General features: G+C 41.1%; 12 protein-coding genes, 2 tRNA genes and 1 pseudogene. 7 read left to right on the plus strand and 8 right to left on the minus strand.

The annotated features are described in order from the left end of the window. Positions 1 to 134: 134 nt before the first annotated feature. The 4 genes and pseudogenes from PLL47_RS05555 to PLL47_RS05570 all read right to left on the minus strand — a co-directional run bounded on the left by PLL47_RS05555 (position 135) and on the right by PLL47_RS05570 (position 3,954). Positions 135 to 701, minus strand: coding sequence for a plasmid pRiA4b ORF-3 family protein (locus PLL47_RS05555; protein ID WP_324445214.1), 567 nt, complete (start codon positions 699 to 701; stop codon positions 135 to 137). A gap of 175 nt (positions 702 to 876) precedes the next feature. Next, positions 877 to 1,761 (minus strand): annotated as a pseudogene (locus tag PLL47_RS05560) (IS1634 family transposase); the annotation flags it as partial. Between the two features lie 320 nt (positions 1,762 to 2,081). Next, positions 2,082 to 2,432, minus strand: coding sequence for a Rieske (2Fe-2S) protein (locus PLL47_RS05565; RefSeq protein ID WP_324445215.1), 351 nt, complete (start codon positions 2,430 to 2,432; stop codon positions 2,082 to 2,084). Between the two features lie 67 nt (positions 2,433 to 2,499). Further along, the gene (locus tag PLL47_RS05570) at positions 2,500 to 3,954 is read right to left on the minus strand and encodes a phytoene desaturase family protein (RefSeq protein ID WP_324445216.1); all 1,455 of its coding nucleotides are present in this window, start codon (positions 3,952 to 3,954) and stop codon (positions 2,500 to 2,502) included. A gap of 449 nt (positions 3,955 to 4,403) precedes the next feature. On the opposite strand from PLL47_RS05570, the gene PLL47_RS05575 reads away from it, so the two are divergent. Further along, positions 4,404 to 5,045 carry an HAD family hydrolase gene (locus PLL47_RS05575; protein WP_324445217.1) on the plus strand — a complete coding sequence of 214 codons (642 nt, stop codon included), beginning with the start codon at positions 4,404 to 4,406 and terminating at the stop codon, positions 5,043 to 5,045. Between the two features lie 397 nt (positions 5,046 to 5,442). Here the strand turns inward: PLL47_RS05575 and PLL47_RS05580 are convergent. Both PLL47_RS05580 and cutA read right to left on the minus strand, forming a co-directional pair. After that, positions 5,443 to 5,525, minus strand: a tRNA-Leu gene (locus PLL47_RS05580). A 168-nt stretch (positions 5,526 to 5,693) separates the two neighbouring features. Then, entirely contained in the window at positions 5,694 to 6,011 is a 318-nt protein-coding gene (gene cutA, locus PLL47_RS05585) for a divalent-cation tolerance protein CutA (protein ID WP_324445218.1), read from the minus strand. Between the two features lie 588 nt (positions 6,012 to 6,599). Between cutA and PLL47_RS05590 the strand changes: the two genes are divergently transcribed. From PLL47_RS05590 to PLL47_RS05605, 4 genes are all read left to right on the plus strand, one after another. After that, entirely contained in the window at positions 6,600 to 8,423 is a 1,824-nt protein-coding gene (locus PLL47_RS05590) for a site-2 protease family protein (RefSeq protein ID WP_324445219.1), read from the plus strand. 431 nt (positions 8,424 to 8,854) lie between these two features. Further along, complete coding sequence (locus PLL47_RS05595; RefSeq protein ID WP_324445220.1) at positions 8,855 to 9,901, plus strand: potassium channel family protein; 1,047 nt, start codon at positions 8,855 to 8,857, stop codon at positions 9,899 to 9,901. Between the two features lie 75 nt (positions 9,902 to 9,976). Further along, entirely contained in the window at positions 9,977 to 10,654 is a 678-nt protein-coding gene (locus PLL47_RS05600; RefSeq protein ID WP_324445221.1) for a potassium channel family protein, read from the plus strand. A 498-nt stretch (positions 10,655 to 11,152) separates the two neighbouring features. Beyond that, positions 11,153 to 11,869: an RAD55 family ATPase gene (locus PLL47_RS05605; RefSeq protein ID WP_324445222.1), complete on the plus strand. Its 717-nt coding sequence runs from the start codon at positions 11,153 to 11,155 to the stop codon at positions 11,867 to 11,869. Between the two features lie 184 nt (positions 11,870 to 12,053). Here PLL47_RS05605 and PLL47_RS05610 read toward each other — a convergent pair whose 3' ends face one another. Together PLL47_RS05610 and PLL47_RS05615 are read right to left on the minus strand one after the other, a co-directional pair. Then, positions 12,054 to 12,932, minus strand: a complete 879-nt coding sequence (locus PLL47_RS05610) for a response regulator (RefSeq protein ID WP_324445223.1) — start codon at positions 12,930 to 12,932, stop codon at positions 12,054 to 12,056. Then, on the minus strand, positions 12,901 to 13,623 hold the full coding sequence (locus PLL47_RS05615) for an ATPase domain-containing protein (protein WP_324445224.1): 723 nt from the start codon (positions 13,621 to 13,623) through the stop codon (positions 12,901 to 12,903). Before PLL47_RS05615 ends, PLL47_RS05610 begins: the two co-directional genes overlap by 32 nt. A 530-nt stretch (positions 13,624 to 14,153) precedes the next feature. Here PLL47_RS05615 and PLL47_RS05620 point away from each other — a divergent pair. Further along, positions 14,154 to 14,248 (plus strand) — tRNA-Arg (locus tag PLL47_RS05620). 323 nt (positions 14,249 to 14,571) lie between these two features. After that, positions 14,572 to 15,789, plus strand: coding sequence for a DUF7544 domain-containing protein (locus tag PLL47_RS05625; protein WP_324445225.1), 1,218 nt, complete (start codon positions 14,572 to 14,574; stop codon positions 15,787 to 15,789). The last annotated feature ends 1 nt before the right edge of the window (position 15,790 follow it).

Raw genomic sequence — 15,790 nt, forward strand, 5'->3', positions numbered from 1 at the left:
TCACCTGGTTTCTTTGATAAAAAGAAATAAGCTGCCTCATTATTCTAACAGCTCTTCAAACTAAGTATTAAGAAAGGAAAAAAGAGAAATTCCCTAACCTGTGGCATATATCCAGGTTCGAAAATATTTGCAGCTCAGAAAGAAACATCTTTCGGGTCAAAGTATTCAGGGTCAAAATCTTCTCCCAGCCATGACACCGTGTCTTCATATTCTTCATGCCCAGGATCTTTCAGAATCTCCAGCATCTCTTCATAGCCCCAGATCCCTCCGCTGTCTTCCGGAACGGCTGCTCTTTTTCCTGCAGTACAGATGGGATACTCTACCCCTTCTTTTCGAGGAAGGATTTTTTCAAGCCGGACTTTTACTTTCCAGTTGTCTCCGAAATCGTAGGTGTACAGAGCTTCCCTATTTTCCAGCGTAAAATAGTCAGAGAGTTTAGCTTTCTTTTCCGGCACGAGAGGTTCTCCAAAAGCCTCAAAATCATCTCCTTCAGTCCCGATCTTATCAAGCATACCGGTCTTCGGGTTTACCATCTCAAATTCGTGCAGGTGATAATCGTCCCAGTCCATTACAGCCTGGATAGCATCATGAAGTTTCAGGAAAGTATAATTTTCCGGCACCTGGATTCGCCTCCAGATCTGAGGAGTAATGCCTTTTATTGAAATCTTTAACTGGTACACCTTCTCAAAAGTCTTTTTCATGAAATTTTCACCCGGATAAATTATCTTAATCTCACTATTTCAGGTTTTGGGGTTTTTTGTGGACGAAAAGTCCACACTTTTTGTCTTTTTGTCATGGGATCCTATATCTAGAATCTTATATGTATAAGATCCGGAAATTACGGATTCACATGGACATGGCATATGTATGAGATTATTTTGCTCTTCTTTTCTGTACTTTCTCCTGGTCATGTTTTATCTCTGCTTCTATCAGGTAGAAAGTTTGTACCTTTTCATCCTTCTTCGGTCTTCCTTTCTTGTTTTCAAGCTTGCGAGACTTATTTTTTATTTCAAGTTTTGTGAACTCATAAGATTCATTCTCTTTCAACCACTGTTCAGCAGCCATTCTTGCGTCAGCTTCACAGGCAAATTCACGATTAGAAAGCTTTTTAAGGGATTTTTCTGCTGCTTCAAGCTCCTTAAGAATCTTTTCATCAAACGTTTTCTCTTCCTTCTTTTTCATTTCTTCTGAGCAGAATACACCCCATAACTGTTCTACTCCACCATAACAGGACTTTACAGCATAACAAGAATAACGTTCATCAGAGCATGTTTCAAGAATTAAATTTGCCATCAAGAGTTCCTTTGCTTCATTGATGGTTGCAGGAACTCTCGATATGAAAAAAGCGTTGGTTCCTATCTCTTTTACATTATCTTCAGTATAAAATGCGCTGTCTGCAACATGGTAGACTCTTTCGTCAAGATTCAGGTTCTGTGTTAGTTCCTTGATAGTTTTGATGAGAACTTTCTTGTCGGAACTGTTGCCGTCTAATGCTCTTACGAAAAGGGGAATTCCTTTCTGGTCAGTAACCATGGAAATGGTAAAGCGAAGTAAGTCGACTTTCTTGTCTTCAGGATGACCATAAGTAATGTTGATAGTTTTGCCATCATTATCGTGGTCATAGTCACCATAAACACTGAAATTTGTAGTATCTGTATGGCAAAAACGGGGGTTAATAGGGACGTGTTTCATAGCTTGCAGAATTATATGGTTGAAGAGTCCGGTTGCTCCGTATTCTCAGATTTTATCCAAAGTTCTGCCAGTGCGTATATAATTTACTCTTGAAAAAAGAAAGAAAATAGACCCGAGTATAAATAATATTTGGTTAATATATTAACAAGAAGAGAATAAATCCAGTAAATGAAAAATTTTAATGAATTATTGAAAAGCTGTAAGCAGGCAGCGCAAAGCCTGGAATGGGTTTTAAGATAAGCAGGCTTGCCCGAAATAGACAAGAAACATGACAAACGATGCAATATTCAGCAAAAACCCAAATACACTTGCTGTAAGGCCCGCCTTTGTTTAAAATTTCATTCTCTCCTTCTCATTCTGTTGCTATTCATTCCCTTAATTTTCGGTAATTATTCGATCTTCACCCCAATTCTTCCACTCTCGGATTTTGATTCGTACCGCCTCAGTTTCAGGGAATCGTTGAGGCATTCTCCTGTCCTGACATCAAATCTTCTGCCATGGCATGGGCATATTAGCGCAAATTCCTCAAGCCTGCCTTTATCCATGGGGCATCCTGCATGAGGGCAGAGATTTGAGAATGCCTGAACCTGTCCTTCCACCTTAAGGAGCAAAATATTTCGCCCTCCAGGCTCAACACGCAGGAGATTTCCATCTGTCAGACTGCTTTCCTCAGCTGCATAAAACCAGGGAGGCTCAAAGCCGGAATTTGATCCTGCTTCGGGAACTTTTTCAAAAGGCATTTCACAACCACCACAGATTTAGATTAAGAAATTAAGTCTTTCCTGTTTTTTCCTTGAACACAGCGGTTCAATGGAGATTTCCATCCTCATTCAGAATTTTCAGAAGCTCGATTATCGAGTATGCTGCCCTTGTAATTCCCATGCTGCGCTTGTCAGTATCAGTGCCTGCAATATAGAGGTTTTTGACCGGAGTCCGGATATCAGCAAATTTTCCGTTAATTGTGACTGCGGCTTTTTCGGGAATCATAATCTGCTCGTGCTGCATATCAATATATTTTTCGATATTCGGAAGTGCACGGAAAATGGTATCGTAGGCTTTTTTGAGCTCATGCTCTTCAGTCTGGTCCGAGTCAATCACGAAAGAAAAACCTACAAGCTGCTTATCTTTTGGAGCAAGAGACGGATCATAATTGCTGATCGGCATTGCCCAGTAAGCAAAGTCTTTGAACCAGATCTCAGAGCCTGTGTAGTTGAATTCAGGAAGCTCCTCTTTCAGCCCGAGCCAGATTGTCAGGCTTTTGGTGTGCACAATCCCTTTTAGCTCGTCTTTGTATGCTTGCGGCAGGTCCTTAATAAGCTTCGGGAGATCGGTTGCAAAGCCTGTATAGATAACGAGCTCAGCGAGATAAATCTCGTCTGCCTCCACGCCGGAAACCTTTTCGTCATGCACCAGAATGCTTTCCACCTCGCACTCTGTTTTTATTTCCACAGTATCAGGGAAGGAATAAAGAATAGCATTCAACAGGGCTTTTAACCCTTTTCTCGGGTATCCCTGGGAATAATTTACCTTGTTCGTAGCAAGCCTCTCAAGAGATGTGAACGGCTGGGCAACTTTGTCCATCCGGGACTTCAGGGAAGCATGAAGATGATAAGGGAGGATCGATGAAAGGATAGATTCAGTGGACTGGCGCTTTTTGGGCTCAAACTTTCCGATCATGGCATCAAACTGCTCCTGCGTAATACTGTCCCTGACAAAACTGCTGCCAGCAAGAATACGTTGAGCAGATGTCTCTTTCATTGATTTTCCCGAAAGAAAACCTGAAATTGTGTCTACAAAATCATAGGTATCTTTGCAAAGGTTTTTTGGGAGAAAATCATAAACTGACTGGTCTGAGAGATCTATTCCAAAAGATGAAAGAGTAAGGGCTTTTGTCAGGGTCTGTGAAAGTATGAGCCTGTCCTTTCTCGGAAGCACATCGAAAGTTACGAAGTCCTTCAGGTTCGAAGGGACTTTGGTTAAGGCATTTTCAGTCCTGACATAGTAATGCCCGTAGTCTTCAAACACAGGCAGGAAATCAAAATAATTATCCATCAGCCTTGGGAGAGGCCCTTCCACCAGATGGGTTATTGCATGTGCTCCCGTGTCCACCTGATAACCGTCTACCATGTAGCTGTTACAGTTCCCACCGAGATACCGGTTTTTTTCAAGAATAAGGACCTTCTTTCCATGTTTGGAAAGCGTCAGCGCAGCCAGAAGCCCGCTTATGCCAGCCCCGACAACAATTACATCATATTTTTTCATTCCCTAAACTACCTCTACTTTTTCCAGCGAATCAATTCCTTGGTCAATGCATTTAACGCAATATAATTATCTTAACTCACAGCAGTATTTCGTACGTTTCGAGCATATTTTAACAAAAATTGTGTTTGAGTCTTGACGATGTACTTTAAACAAGGGATATCTTTGGAATTATTTTATATGTAATTTATGATCTAAAGAAGTTGATTTGATTTTTTTCTTTCTATCTGCAGAATGTTATAGAGAGAAAAATAGTATTTATAATTAAAGTCTGGATGCTGGAATTTTCTCAGGTCAAACACTACAGAAGAATCCAAATATATTTGAAGCCTTTTTCGATCAAGAATAATCAGATCTCTTGAGCACATTTTGATATTGAACATACCTTAAGAAACGGAGCCCAATGATAACTGCGCTTATACTCTAAGAGCCGATTTAATAAAGGTGGGAACTTGAACTACAATACTGTTATTTTCGATTTTGACTACACTCTGGCAGATGCGACATATGGCATTGTATCAAGTTTTAACCATGCATTTAGCAGGCTGGAGATTCCCATATGTGACAGTGAAAGTATAAAAAGAACTGTTGGCTTATCGCTGGACGAAGCTTTCGTGCAGCTGACCGGATATAATGATAAAACGCTTATAAATTCTTTTAGAAACTTTTTTCGGGAAAAAGCTGATGAGGTCATGTCAAAAAACACAGTGCTTTTTGAAGATACGGTAAGCACTCTGCAGCGGCTAAAATACGAGGGAATTAATACCGGAATCGTGACTACAAAATATCATTTCAGGATAGATGAAACATTAAATTTTCACGGTATTTCTGATCTGGTGGATGTTATTGTGGGCGGAGAAGACGTTAAAATGCCAAAGCCTTCTCCGGAAGGGCTGTTGCTTGCAATTGACAGTCTTAACGCAGAGCTGAATGAGGTACTGTATGTTGGAGATAGTCTGATAGACGCTAAAACGGCTTTAGCAGCAAGTGTTGACTTTGCGGCCGTGACCACAGGAACAACAAATGAAAACGAGTTTTTACAATATCCGTGTGTAAAAATATTAAAGAGTTTATCAGAGCTTTTCAACCAGTAAAATAGAGGCAAATAAAAAGAATCTATGAATCTCACTTTCTTTATATCCCCAGAACTAAAAACTGTATCCAGAAACATGTATAAGGAAAAATTATAGTCAGATTTTAAAGAAATAACTTGACTTTGTCATATTCCTTTCTATTTTTGAGCGAAAGTTATAACATTAGAATTATAGAATAATTGTCATTAATGAGATAAGTTCTGATATTATTCTGTCAAATCGGATAGCCGTAGACATACAAACCTTCTCAAATCGGTTCGAACAAAAGCCATTGAAACGCAACAAAAAGTTAAATAGTTATTTTTAGTTATGTCGATTTTAAAAACAAGGGTTGTGCATTATCTTCACACTTGCGTTGCGTTTTTTTGACTTACCTATACCCTAAAAAAACTTTTGATGCGGGAGAAGGGATTCGAACCCCTGAACGTCTGCACGAACAGATCTTGAGTCTGCCACCGTTGACCGCTTGGTTACTCCCGCGCTTTTTGGAAATCCAATTAGGTAAAGTTATAACTAGCATATAAAGCTAATCCTGTAAATAAGCTAATTCTGCTAATTTTTGAGCCAGCTGGCAGTTCAGGATACTTTTTCTCCCTCTCCGGCTCCAATCTCCGTTTCAGGCTAAAGTTTATACAGGTTTAAAGAGCCTCAGTTTTTTCCCTGCGAGCTGTTTGCGCGCACCCAGTCAAGGTACTCCTGCTCCCCTTTAACCTCCCAGAATTCGATTGCAGGAAGGTCGTAGGTATGGAGTGACCTCACGGTTTCTATAATCTCGTCAAGGCGGGAAGAGTCTGTCTTAACAATCAGGGCAATCTCGTTCTGCTCTTCCACCTGCTCATTCCACCTGTAGACAGAAAATACCGGAAACATATTTACGCAGGCTGCAAGCCTTCTTGCGACAAGCTCCCTGGCAATTTCCGATGCATTTTCCATGTTTCCAGCTGTGATATATACGACTCCTATCATAAAACAGGCACCTCAGACAAAGTTATCATAATCACAGGTATCTTGATTTTTACTGGACGTTATTCATGCAATTATTATATCTTGCATCTGAAGTAAAATCTGGCTTCTTAGACATAAAACCTGGCCTCTCATTATGTGGCCTGTAAAATGATCCTGGCATGTAACTGGCTGTCAAAAACCCAATTGCATGTATCTTTTTATATAATTATGATGTATTACTATATACAGGGTTTCGTTGTATGTATGGAGAAACTAAAACGTATTTATAATAAGATAGACTACGGGGTTTAACAGCATTAATTATTTGAATGAATGGCGGCTTCAGATATCTGCCGATTAAAGCTAGCTTGAAGCTTGCAAACTGCACTGGATGGTTGTTTGCTGCGTTAACCTCTTCATTAACGATGTATTCTATATACAGTCACTGTAATACAGTCATATCTGATTAACAGGCAATCTATTGACAGCTGACCTGTTAAATTCAATCCAATCGTCCATAATTAATACCATCAACCACCAATCGTTCACCTTATTAATATCCACAACCGAGCCTTTAATGGTTCATTTTAATCATTTCGGAGAATTTCCTTGAGCGGCACAAGCATTGCACTGAGTATTTTTTTAATGTACTGGTTCCTTATCTCCATTCTCGATAGAAGGGGCATTCTGGAAAAACATAACATCAGCACTTTCGGGCCTCTTCCAATCCTCATGATAAGGACAACAAAGGGTCTTAAGCTGCTGGACATTCTTGCCCGCCCTAAACGTTACTGGAGGGTTTTTGCAAACATTGGAATCCTGATGATGTTTGCAGGCATGGCTGCCATGTTCCTGGTTGTTGCCATATCGGATCTTGCCCTCTATACTTCGTTTCTGAACAACAGCGTGCCAGAACCGGGAAAGTACAATTCCCCCAGAAATATCCTGCTGATACCGGGCATAAATGAATTCATCCCCTTTACGTGGGGTGTGATTGCACTTGTAGTCACTCTTGTAGTGCATGAGTTTTCCCATGCGATCCTGTGCAGGGTTGAAAACATCAGGGTCAAATCCATGGGTATCCTGTATGCCCTTGTTCCTGTGGGCGGTTTTGCGGAACCTGACGATGAACAGCTCTTCGGCAAAAAAGAAGAAGTGAAAAAAGAGCTACCTCTAACAGCCACAATCGAAGAAATCGAAGCCTGGGAACAGAAGGAAAGAGAAGAAACAAAGCTAAAAGAAATGCAAAATGGAGATACAGCTTCCAAAGCACCCGAAAAAACAAATACTGCGCCGGAAGTAACCGCAACAAGAACCCAGAGAGCCCGTATCCTTGCAGCCGGAGTGATGGCTAATTTCTGCGTCGCTTTTGTAGCCCTGCTGCTCTTCTTCGGGCCTGTGCTTGGAGCAATTGCTCCTCTCAGCGATGCCATGATATGGAACGTAAACGAAAGTTCTCCGGCTCAGCTTGCAGGACTTCAGAAAGACATGGTGATAACTCAGGTTGATGATACAAATATCACCACAGGGATGGACCTTCTTTCCTACCTCGAAACCGTTGAACCCGGGGACTCTTTACGCATTCATGCCTCCAAAGACGATATCGTTTCCATCTATGAGTTAAAGGTTCCTTCTTCCCCTGAAGAATGTTTCAGCGGAGTTCCAGTAGGAGGAATTGTGGAAGGAAGTCCTGCAGAAGCTGCAGGGATCGAAACCGGAATGACAATGATCCGGATTAACGATACACGGATGCGGAGTATTGCAAGTTTTGTGAACTTCATGGAAGGGACAAAACCGGATCAGACCGTAGAAGTGGAGATGCTTCCATCCGCAAATTATACGGGTGAACTTACTGAAAACGGCACTGCGGTCTTTAATGTCCAGCTGGCTTCCCATCCAACAGAAGGTGAAAACGGCGGTTTTCTTGGCATAATGTATGGAGGCAATGGAACTCTGGACTGTCCCATTCTTGGAATCTCCATCTTGATGCCCCAGTCGCAATTCTATCTTGAAGCACTCAAGCAGATCCCTTCACTGCTTGCCGAACCGGTAGGCTGGATTCTCCTTTTCGGGCTTCCCATATACGGATTTGCAGGTGAGGGGTTCCGCGGCTTTTCAGGCACTATCGCCCAGTTCTACCAGCCTGTTGGATGGGCAGAGCCTCTTGGAGTTGGGATTTTCTGGATTGCAAACTCACTGCTCTGGATTGGGTGGCTGAACTTTTACGTCGGCTTATTCAACTGTCTGCCTGCAGTGCCCCTTGATGGAGGACATGTATTCAGGGACTATACATATTCCATTATGTACAGGTTTACAAAGAACGACTCTATTTCGGAAAGGTTCTCTAATTCCATTACAGCAAGCTTCTCCATGCTGATCCTGTTCTCGTTCCTCTTCATGATATTCGGGCCTTATATAGGACTGTGGGTCTGAACAGCGTGAAAATAAAGCCCAAAAAGGAAAAGTATCGGATCTCCAAATCAATTACATAATCGAAGGTCTGCCGGAAAACTGAGTTTTAACTTATTTTCCGGCTTTTCGGTTTTTTATAGCTGCTGATTGCTTATTCTGTTCTTTCTGATTCGTTTTCAACTGCGGTATTTTGTTGCTTAATGATCCTCTACAGACTGTTTTTTCTTCAGCTTCTTATTCCTCTTACATTATTTTTGGCTTTTTCTGTCCTCCTGGTCTTTTTCTATCCTTTTGGCAATTTTCTATCCATCTGGCTTTGCTGTCCCGAACAAAGTTTAAGACTTCAGGATAAGCTCTCAAGACCTTTGAGCGAAATTCTATGAATAAGCAGAGATATTAATAAAGATTGCAAGGTATTTTTACCTAGTTCAGCAGCAAATTGAGGCAGGGCAATGAACATATTTTCTTCAGATAGAAAGAAGAAGCGCAGATCAAGGTTTAAAAAACTCATGCGCAAAAGGCCCAATCTGGCATATCAGATTGTGGCTTTGCTTCTGCTTACCGTCTATATTCTGCTTTTCAAGAGCATTATGACCTTTGAAGGCCAGCCCGAAAACGCAAATGCTATCACTGCGATCTACTGGGCTACGACAACCATTGCAACGGTAGGGTATGGAGATGTGGTTTTCAGGTCACTTATGGGAAGGCTCTTTTCCATAGTGGTTCAGATTATGGGAATTATTCTGATTTCGGGTTTTCTTGCAACGTATGTTATCACTCCCTGGATGGACAGGGTGATTAAGTTCAGGATGCCGAGAAAAGTTCCTTCCAGCACTAAAGATCATATTATTATCTGCGGCTACAATCAGCTGGTGGAAACCCTTATTGATGAACTTGCAGAGCAGGAAATAACTTTTATAATAATCGAAGACGAGGAAGAGCTGGTCAAGGAACTTGTTTACAGGGACATTCCCTGTATTTTCGGGGCTCCGAGCGATAAACAGACACTTATAAATGCAGGCATTGAAAAAGCGATAATTCTTATAGCCAACAAGTCCGATGAAAGAAACGCAAATATCGTACTGACTGCAAGAGAGTACCAGCACCTCAATATTATTGCTATTGTTGAGGACCGTTCTAACTCAAAATACCTTAAATATGCAGGTGCAGATACGGTTGTCTCTCCCAAATCTATGTTCGGGCAGTTTATCGGAAGAAAAGCTATGGACAGGCTTGTAAGCAGAGTAACGGGGACAACCGAAATCTTCAAAGGGGTACACGTCACGGAATTTCCCGTATACCTCAGGAGCCCGCTCATAGGTAAAACCATTAAAGAGGTTTCCAGCCAGAGGCTGACAGGAGCAAGAATAGTTGGAATCTGGAAAAGCGGAAATCTCTCGTTTAATCCCGAAGAAGATGATGTCATACGCGGAAACTCTGTCCTTCTGGCTGTGGGAACATCTGAGGAGCTCGCAAAACTGAAGAAACTTACGCATTGATACCAGCAAGATACAGCCTGAAGCATGGACCTGATTATCACTTTCCTGAATTTATTAAAAATCCGAGGATTCAAAATGGAATCAAAAGGGCATCTTGTCGTACTGGGGTATGGAGACGTTGGAAAAAGCATTGTCAGCGAACTTTCTGAAAGTCCGTTTCGTTTTGTAGTTATAGACTCTAATGAAAAAGTTTTTGAAAATGTGGAATTTGAACACATTGTTGGAAACGGGTCTGATGAAGAGGTTCTTGTTGCGGCCGGGGTAAAAACTGCATCTTTTGTGTTTGTTGCCCTGAATGACGATACAAATGTTATTTTTGCAACCCTTATCTCCCGGGGGCTGAACCCTGGAGCCACTATTGTGGCAAGGGCAAACTCTGTAAAATCTATTGATAAAATATATAAGGCAGGAGCGGACTATGTCGGGTCCCTTTCTATAGTTGCAGGGCAGATGCTTGCGAAAATGAGTGCAGACTGTATTGGGAAAGTCTGCCGGATCGATGAAGACATTATGCTTTATGAGGGAATAGAAATAGAAAAACACCTTATTGAGAAAGGCTCTCCCCTCGACAAAAAATCAATAGAAGAGCTGGACCTCGAAAAAAAAATCGGCTGCACGGTAATAGGCATAGAGCGCGAAGGATTTGTTACAATTTCCATAAATAAGCAGACAGTACTTCATGCAGGAGACACAATTGCAGTCGGGGGGAGCAGCAAGCAGATTTCCGAATTTAAGGAGAAATATATCGACTAATACTCATCTCCAAAGCGGTGGAGAATTGAATCTATGGATTCGATTTCAAACTTCTCCGCACCAGCAAGACAGGATCCTTCAAAATCGTCCTTTGTCATTTTGCCATAGTTCATGTGTATCGCCGTTGTTTGCTGCGCAAAAATTCTGAAGGAAAGGAGGATGTTGATTTCTTATGAAGCTTCTTTTTTTGAATGGTCATGGGCGTAAAAATGACACAAGATTGGATTGAATAATAAGTTCCTGGTAAAAGATGACTTTTATTTCACATAGATGACTTTATGTGGATAAACATTTTGATAGCATTGGTGTCTTTCTAACTCATTGTCTGTCTAACTCATGTGATAGCTTGGAAAGTTATTATATAAACGATAACACTATAAAGTAGTTAAGACAATTATAACAAAGAAGAACTTGTAATCTCTATTAATTGAGAAATTTTCGATTAATTCAGACTATAATCATTTAAAATATATTTATCGCGCCTGAAGATGTGATAATATGGAAAATTTGCCTACCGGAGTGGAAGGATTGGATTTGCTGATGGATGGAGGGTATCCTGAAGGGAAGAGTATTCTTGTTACCGGTCCCCCTGGTTCAGGAAAGACTATTCTCGGGCTTCACTTCCTTCACAGAAGCTGCCAGGACGGGAGAAAATGCATACTTGTCCTTACCAGAGAGCTCACTGACGATGTACTCGCTCAGGCACGCAGCCTTAAACTTGACCTTGAGCCTTTCATTGAAAAAGGGCAGCTCAGTATAAGGAATATATTCGAAGACAAAATAAACAAGATAAAAAGCGTCTCAAAGTTCGGAAAAGGGCTCTGTGCCGTGGATACGGATATAATCGAGTACTTAAGTTCCATGTCTTCTGAAGTTGATGTTGTGGTCATTGACAACATCGGAGTAATGGCTATAACTCATGATATAAGGGAGTTTGCGGACGAGTTCAGTTCGATAAGCATTATCCTGCTGAAAAACGGATGTACAAGCCTTTTCATTATGGACGAGGACTCCTATAACCTGACCCAGAGGCTTACGGGTTATATGGTCTTCGGGCTGATGAGGCTCATAACACAGGAGAATTTCAATTCTGGAAAAACAAAACAGTATCTCTACATTGAAAAAATGAGAAACACGCCAGTTCCTATCAAATACTCACTGTTTGACATCACATCTCATGGAATCCGGGTTATTTCGAGCATGAAGTCGCCGTAAAGTGGCCTCGCCTTAATATGGCCTGGCATATTTTCATATATTTTTTACCCTAACATGAGACTTTCGTAAAAATACATAATAACGGAAATCAGAGGGGATTTTTGCAAAAAAAGATTTACGAAAAATAGAATAGATATAATTCAGTGCCAGTTCAGTGTCGGAATGAAAAGGAAGTGAAAAAATATTATGCTGCTCTGATGAGAAATTCGCAGCAGTCGTTTTTGTTTCCTATGGTTTTCAGGGCTTCAAGCCTGCATCCTGAATCTACTTTCAAAGTTATATTTGAAAAAATTTTTCTGGTAAGTGTGCAGAGAATAGGGTTTTTACGGGCTTCTTCCCCTTTCCAGGGGCATTTTGTTCCTTTAACTTTCCAGAGCTTTCCGTTTTCTTCCATAGTCGAGGAAAAGTCTCCACCCAGCTGGTTCATTATTTCAGCGCAGACACTTCCTGCATAATCCAGATCCATTTCCCTGTTCTCGAAGTGGTACATATCAAGAAGTGTTTTCTCTACCATTCCTGTCATCTGGTTTATTATGACTTTCTTTTCTTCATTGGAAACCGACTGAAGAAGGGTAGGAATTACGGCTGTAAGGATGCTCTGTACCCTGTTTTTTACTTCGAGGCTGTCGCGGTCTGCAACCAGCCTGTCGTGGAGGCACTTGACTCTGAGCAGAGATTTCACCCTGGTCTTAAGCTCAAGCCTGTTTATGGGTTTTGTGAGAAAGTCATCAGCTCCGGCTTCAATCCCTTTTATGCGGTCTTCAAGTTCCGAGAGAGCTGTAAGCATAAGGACAGGAATAAACTGGGTTTCGGGATTTTCCTTGAGAATTTTACAGACTTCATAGCCGTTGATTTCAGGCATCATAACATCCAGAAGGACGATATCGGGCTTTTCGTCTTTAACCTTCTGGAGAGCCTCTTTTCCGCCATAGGCACAGATGACCTCATAGGGTTCAACTGCAAGGTAGGCTTCCATCAGTTCTACGTTCTCCTTCATATCATCAACAATCAGGACTTTTGGTTTGTTTTTCTCATTCAACAAGGCTCCCTCCCTTGGTTTCATGAATCTTGATCCCTTCTGATGTGATTTCAAAAATCGACATATCTGGAGTTATCGGAGTACTGCGCATCTTGGATATGTACAGGTAGCGTTCCATTTTTCCCAGATACGCATTCTCTTTTACCAGAAGGCGAATAGAACCGTAGGACGAGTATTCAGCAAGCTGATTGGTTAAATTGTGCGCGGACTCATCCATGATCAGTAGTGTGGTACAGCCTTTTTTTCTCACGAGATAGTTCAGCCCGTCAAACTGATCCCTGAGCTTTTTGCTGGAAACCCTCAGAGCAAAGGTTCCCAGGTTATCTATGACAAGGCATTCTGTTCCTTCGCTTATGAATTCTATAACATTGGGAAGTTCAATATCAAGGCTTTCAGGTTTAAAGCCGTATCTTGTCTGCCCTATGCTTTCTGAACGGCTCTCAAATATATTTTCTATGACAAGCTGCCCTCTTTCATAATACGGTCTAATATCATGCCCCAGTAATTCTGCCTGGTAAAGAATATCTTCAGGAGTTTCTTCGGTTGCGATCATCAGGCATTTTCGTCCTTCAACGCAGTTCCTGTGAAGAAAATGGATTCCATAGATGGTTTTTCCACTTCCTGCTACCCCTGTTATAAGGGTTGCTTTGTTCACAGGATAACCCCCATTTAATTTCTTATCCAGTTCCTCTATGCCTGTTGAAACTCTCTCCATTTTGGTAAGCCCTCATTCTTCTGTGTACTTAGTCCCGTCTCCTTTCCATGTTCCCAGACAGTTATTTTTGTAATTATGTGAACTATAGAAGGCTTGATAATTTTAACAGCTTTCTAACTTCCAAAATACTGCTATTTTGGGGCAAAAATAAAATGGCCTTCTAGTTTATTTATTTTAGCTAGATATGGACATGTCAGGCTCTTATCTTGACGGGTATGCGTTTAAATGATATCGGAAATCATCTATATATATTAAAAGAACTTTTGTAATATAAAAGTTATGTATGTAATACTCATTTTTCTTTTTTTCGGCAAGTTTGTTATTTATTTCGACCTGTCGGAGTTATTAACTTCCTGGCTTCTCAGCTCTCTATGTATTTTTATTTATCATCTTCGACTTCATAAATATTTTTCGATGATGAGCAGTTTTTGATTTTTCTTTTCTCTCCTTTCTTTTTCCTTCATTCCTTTTTTCTTAATTTTGAGAGAAACCTTTAATATGGATAGTTACTATCAATACTGCGGCACAGCGGGCTCGTGGGGTAGCCAGGATATCCTAATGGGCTTCGAAGTAAGATCTTTTACGAAGATACCCATTGACTCGTGTTCGAATCGCGGCGGGCCCGCTAATCTATTTTCTACTTAACCTTTATTTTTTCACGGGCTATGCCCTGTCAGTATTATTTTTTCCAGACGTTTTCATCTTTATTCCACAAATTCACGCAATAGATTTTTATAGAAAATCCGGTTTTGTTGTTTATGGAGCTGTCTTTCTGGAAGCATGTATAGAACACCTATCCATGATGAGAAAATTTTGACTTATTAACAGGTTTAGTGTTTGATCATTCAGATAGCCTGAAATTAATCTGTAAGTATACTCTATAAATTTAGAGTTATATAGACAGCTACTTATTTACTGAACAAAATTCTATTCTATGAGCTGGTATGAATGAGCTGGTATGCAATAGATGCGGTGGATAGAGCTTTTTCAAGGACAAAAAAAGCTCTTTTCGAGCCTTTTGATTTCTGGAAGTGGGTAAAATTTGCAATAATTGTCTTTTTTGTTGGCGGACTAGGGTCAAATTACGGAGGATCGGGTACCAATTATCAAGCGGGTCCCAGTGATTTTGGAAGTGATTTCCCCAATATCGAACCCGGCGAGATTACTGATCTTCCTTCCGATACGTCCTGGCCTGGACTTAACTATATCGAGTCCGTATCACCTCTGGCAATTATAGCTGCAGCGGTAATTTTCTTTATTCTTTTCATTCTGGTTTTTTCTTATATTGCCAGTGTCATGGAGTTTGTTTTTGTAGAAGCCCTTGTAAGGAACGAAGTGCATCTCCGTTCTTACTTTAGAAAATTCATGGGAAGAGGATTCAATCTCCTGCTTATACGCCTTGTCATATCGCTTATTATTATCGTACTTTTCGTACTGGCTTTGCTGCCTTTTATCCCTATATTTAGTACAGAATCTCCTGACCTCGCCGTGCCTGCTCTCGTGGGAGGACTTTTCTGGATTTTTGGCGTGATTATTTTACTTGCCCTGATAGGGGCAGTTGCAGGATCTTTCTTAAGCCTTGCAATCCCCCTTTCCATTTACAGGGAAACAGGAATTATTTCGGCTTTCCGTATGGTCTACAGGAATTTCAGGAAAAGCTGGCAGGAATTGCTGGTTTACTGGTTTATAAGGGTCGCTCTCGGAATAGGGATTGGTATCCTTGCATTTGTCCTGTTTGTACTGCTGGCACTGGTGCTGGTTATTGTTTTTCTTATTATTGACGGGATTCTTTATTTCCTCTTCTCGACGTTTGCATCAGAATCCATTCTCTTGATAATCCTGATTCCTGTTGTCCTGGCAGAACTGCTGCTTATCTTTGCCACTCTGCTGATACTGAGCGTACCGCTTGCAGTTTTTCTGAAGTACCATTTGCTGAGCTTCCTTGAAACATGGTTTGCCGATGCCAGCATTCCGTTTTTCGATGAACTTCCTGCGGAGCCGGAAACCGTATTGGGAAGCGGGCCTGAGACTGGGTTAAGCGAATCGGAACAATATTCATCTGAGCAAACTATACCGGAACAGAGTGAATCTGAATCACAAAGTGGATCTGAATCGCCCAGATCCGGGTCAGAGGATTCAGAGACTACTGCCGCGCCTCAATTCTGAT

The organism is Methanosarcina sp., from assembly GCF_035390745.1.
GTDB lineage: Archaea > Halobacteriota > Methanosarcinia > Methanosarcinales > Methanosarcinaceae > Methanosarcina.

Coding starts and splice junctions, on each gene's coding strand:
- PLL47_RS05555 (WP_324445214.1), bottom strand. CDS start 701: ATGAAAAAGACTTTTGAGAAGGTGTACCAGTTAAAGATTTCAATAAAA.
- PLL47_RS05565 (WP_324445215.1), bottom strand. CDS start 2,432: ATGCCTTTTGAAAAAGTTCCCGAAGCAGGATCAAATTCCGGCTTTGAG.
- PLL47_RS05570 (WP_324445216.1), bottom strand. CDS start 3,954: ATGAAAAAATATGATGTAATTGTTGTCGGGGCTGGCATAAGCGGGCTT.
- cutA (WP_324445218.1), bottom strand. CDS start 6,011: ATGATAGGAGTCGTATATATCACAGCTGGAAACATGGAAAATGCATCG.
- PLL47_RS05595 (WP_324445220.1), top strand. CDS start 8,855: ATGAACATATTTTCTTCAGATAGAAAGAAGAAGCGCAGATCAAGGTTT.
- PLL47_RS05600 (WP_324445221.1), top strand. CDS start 9,977: ATGGAATCAAAAGGGCATCTTGTCGTACTGGGGTATGGAGACGTTGGA.
- PLL47_RS05605 (WP_324445222.1), top strand. CDS start 11,153: ATGGAAAATTTGCCTACCGGAGTGGAAGGATTGGATTTGCTGATGGAT.
- PLL47_RS05610 (WP_324445223.1), bottom strand. CDS start 12,932: ATGAAACCAAGGGAGGGAGCCTTGTTGAATGAGAAAAACAAACCAAAA.
- PLL47_RS05615 (WP_324445224.1), bottom strand. CDS start 13,623: ATGGAGAGAGTTTCAACAGGCATAGAGGAACTGGATAAGAAATTAAAT.
- PLL47_RS05625 (WP_324445225.1), top strand. CDS start 14,572: ATGAGCTGGTATGCAATAGATGCGGTGGATAGAGCTTTTTCAAGGACA.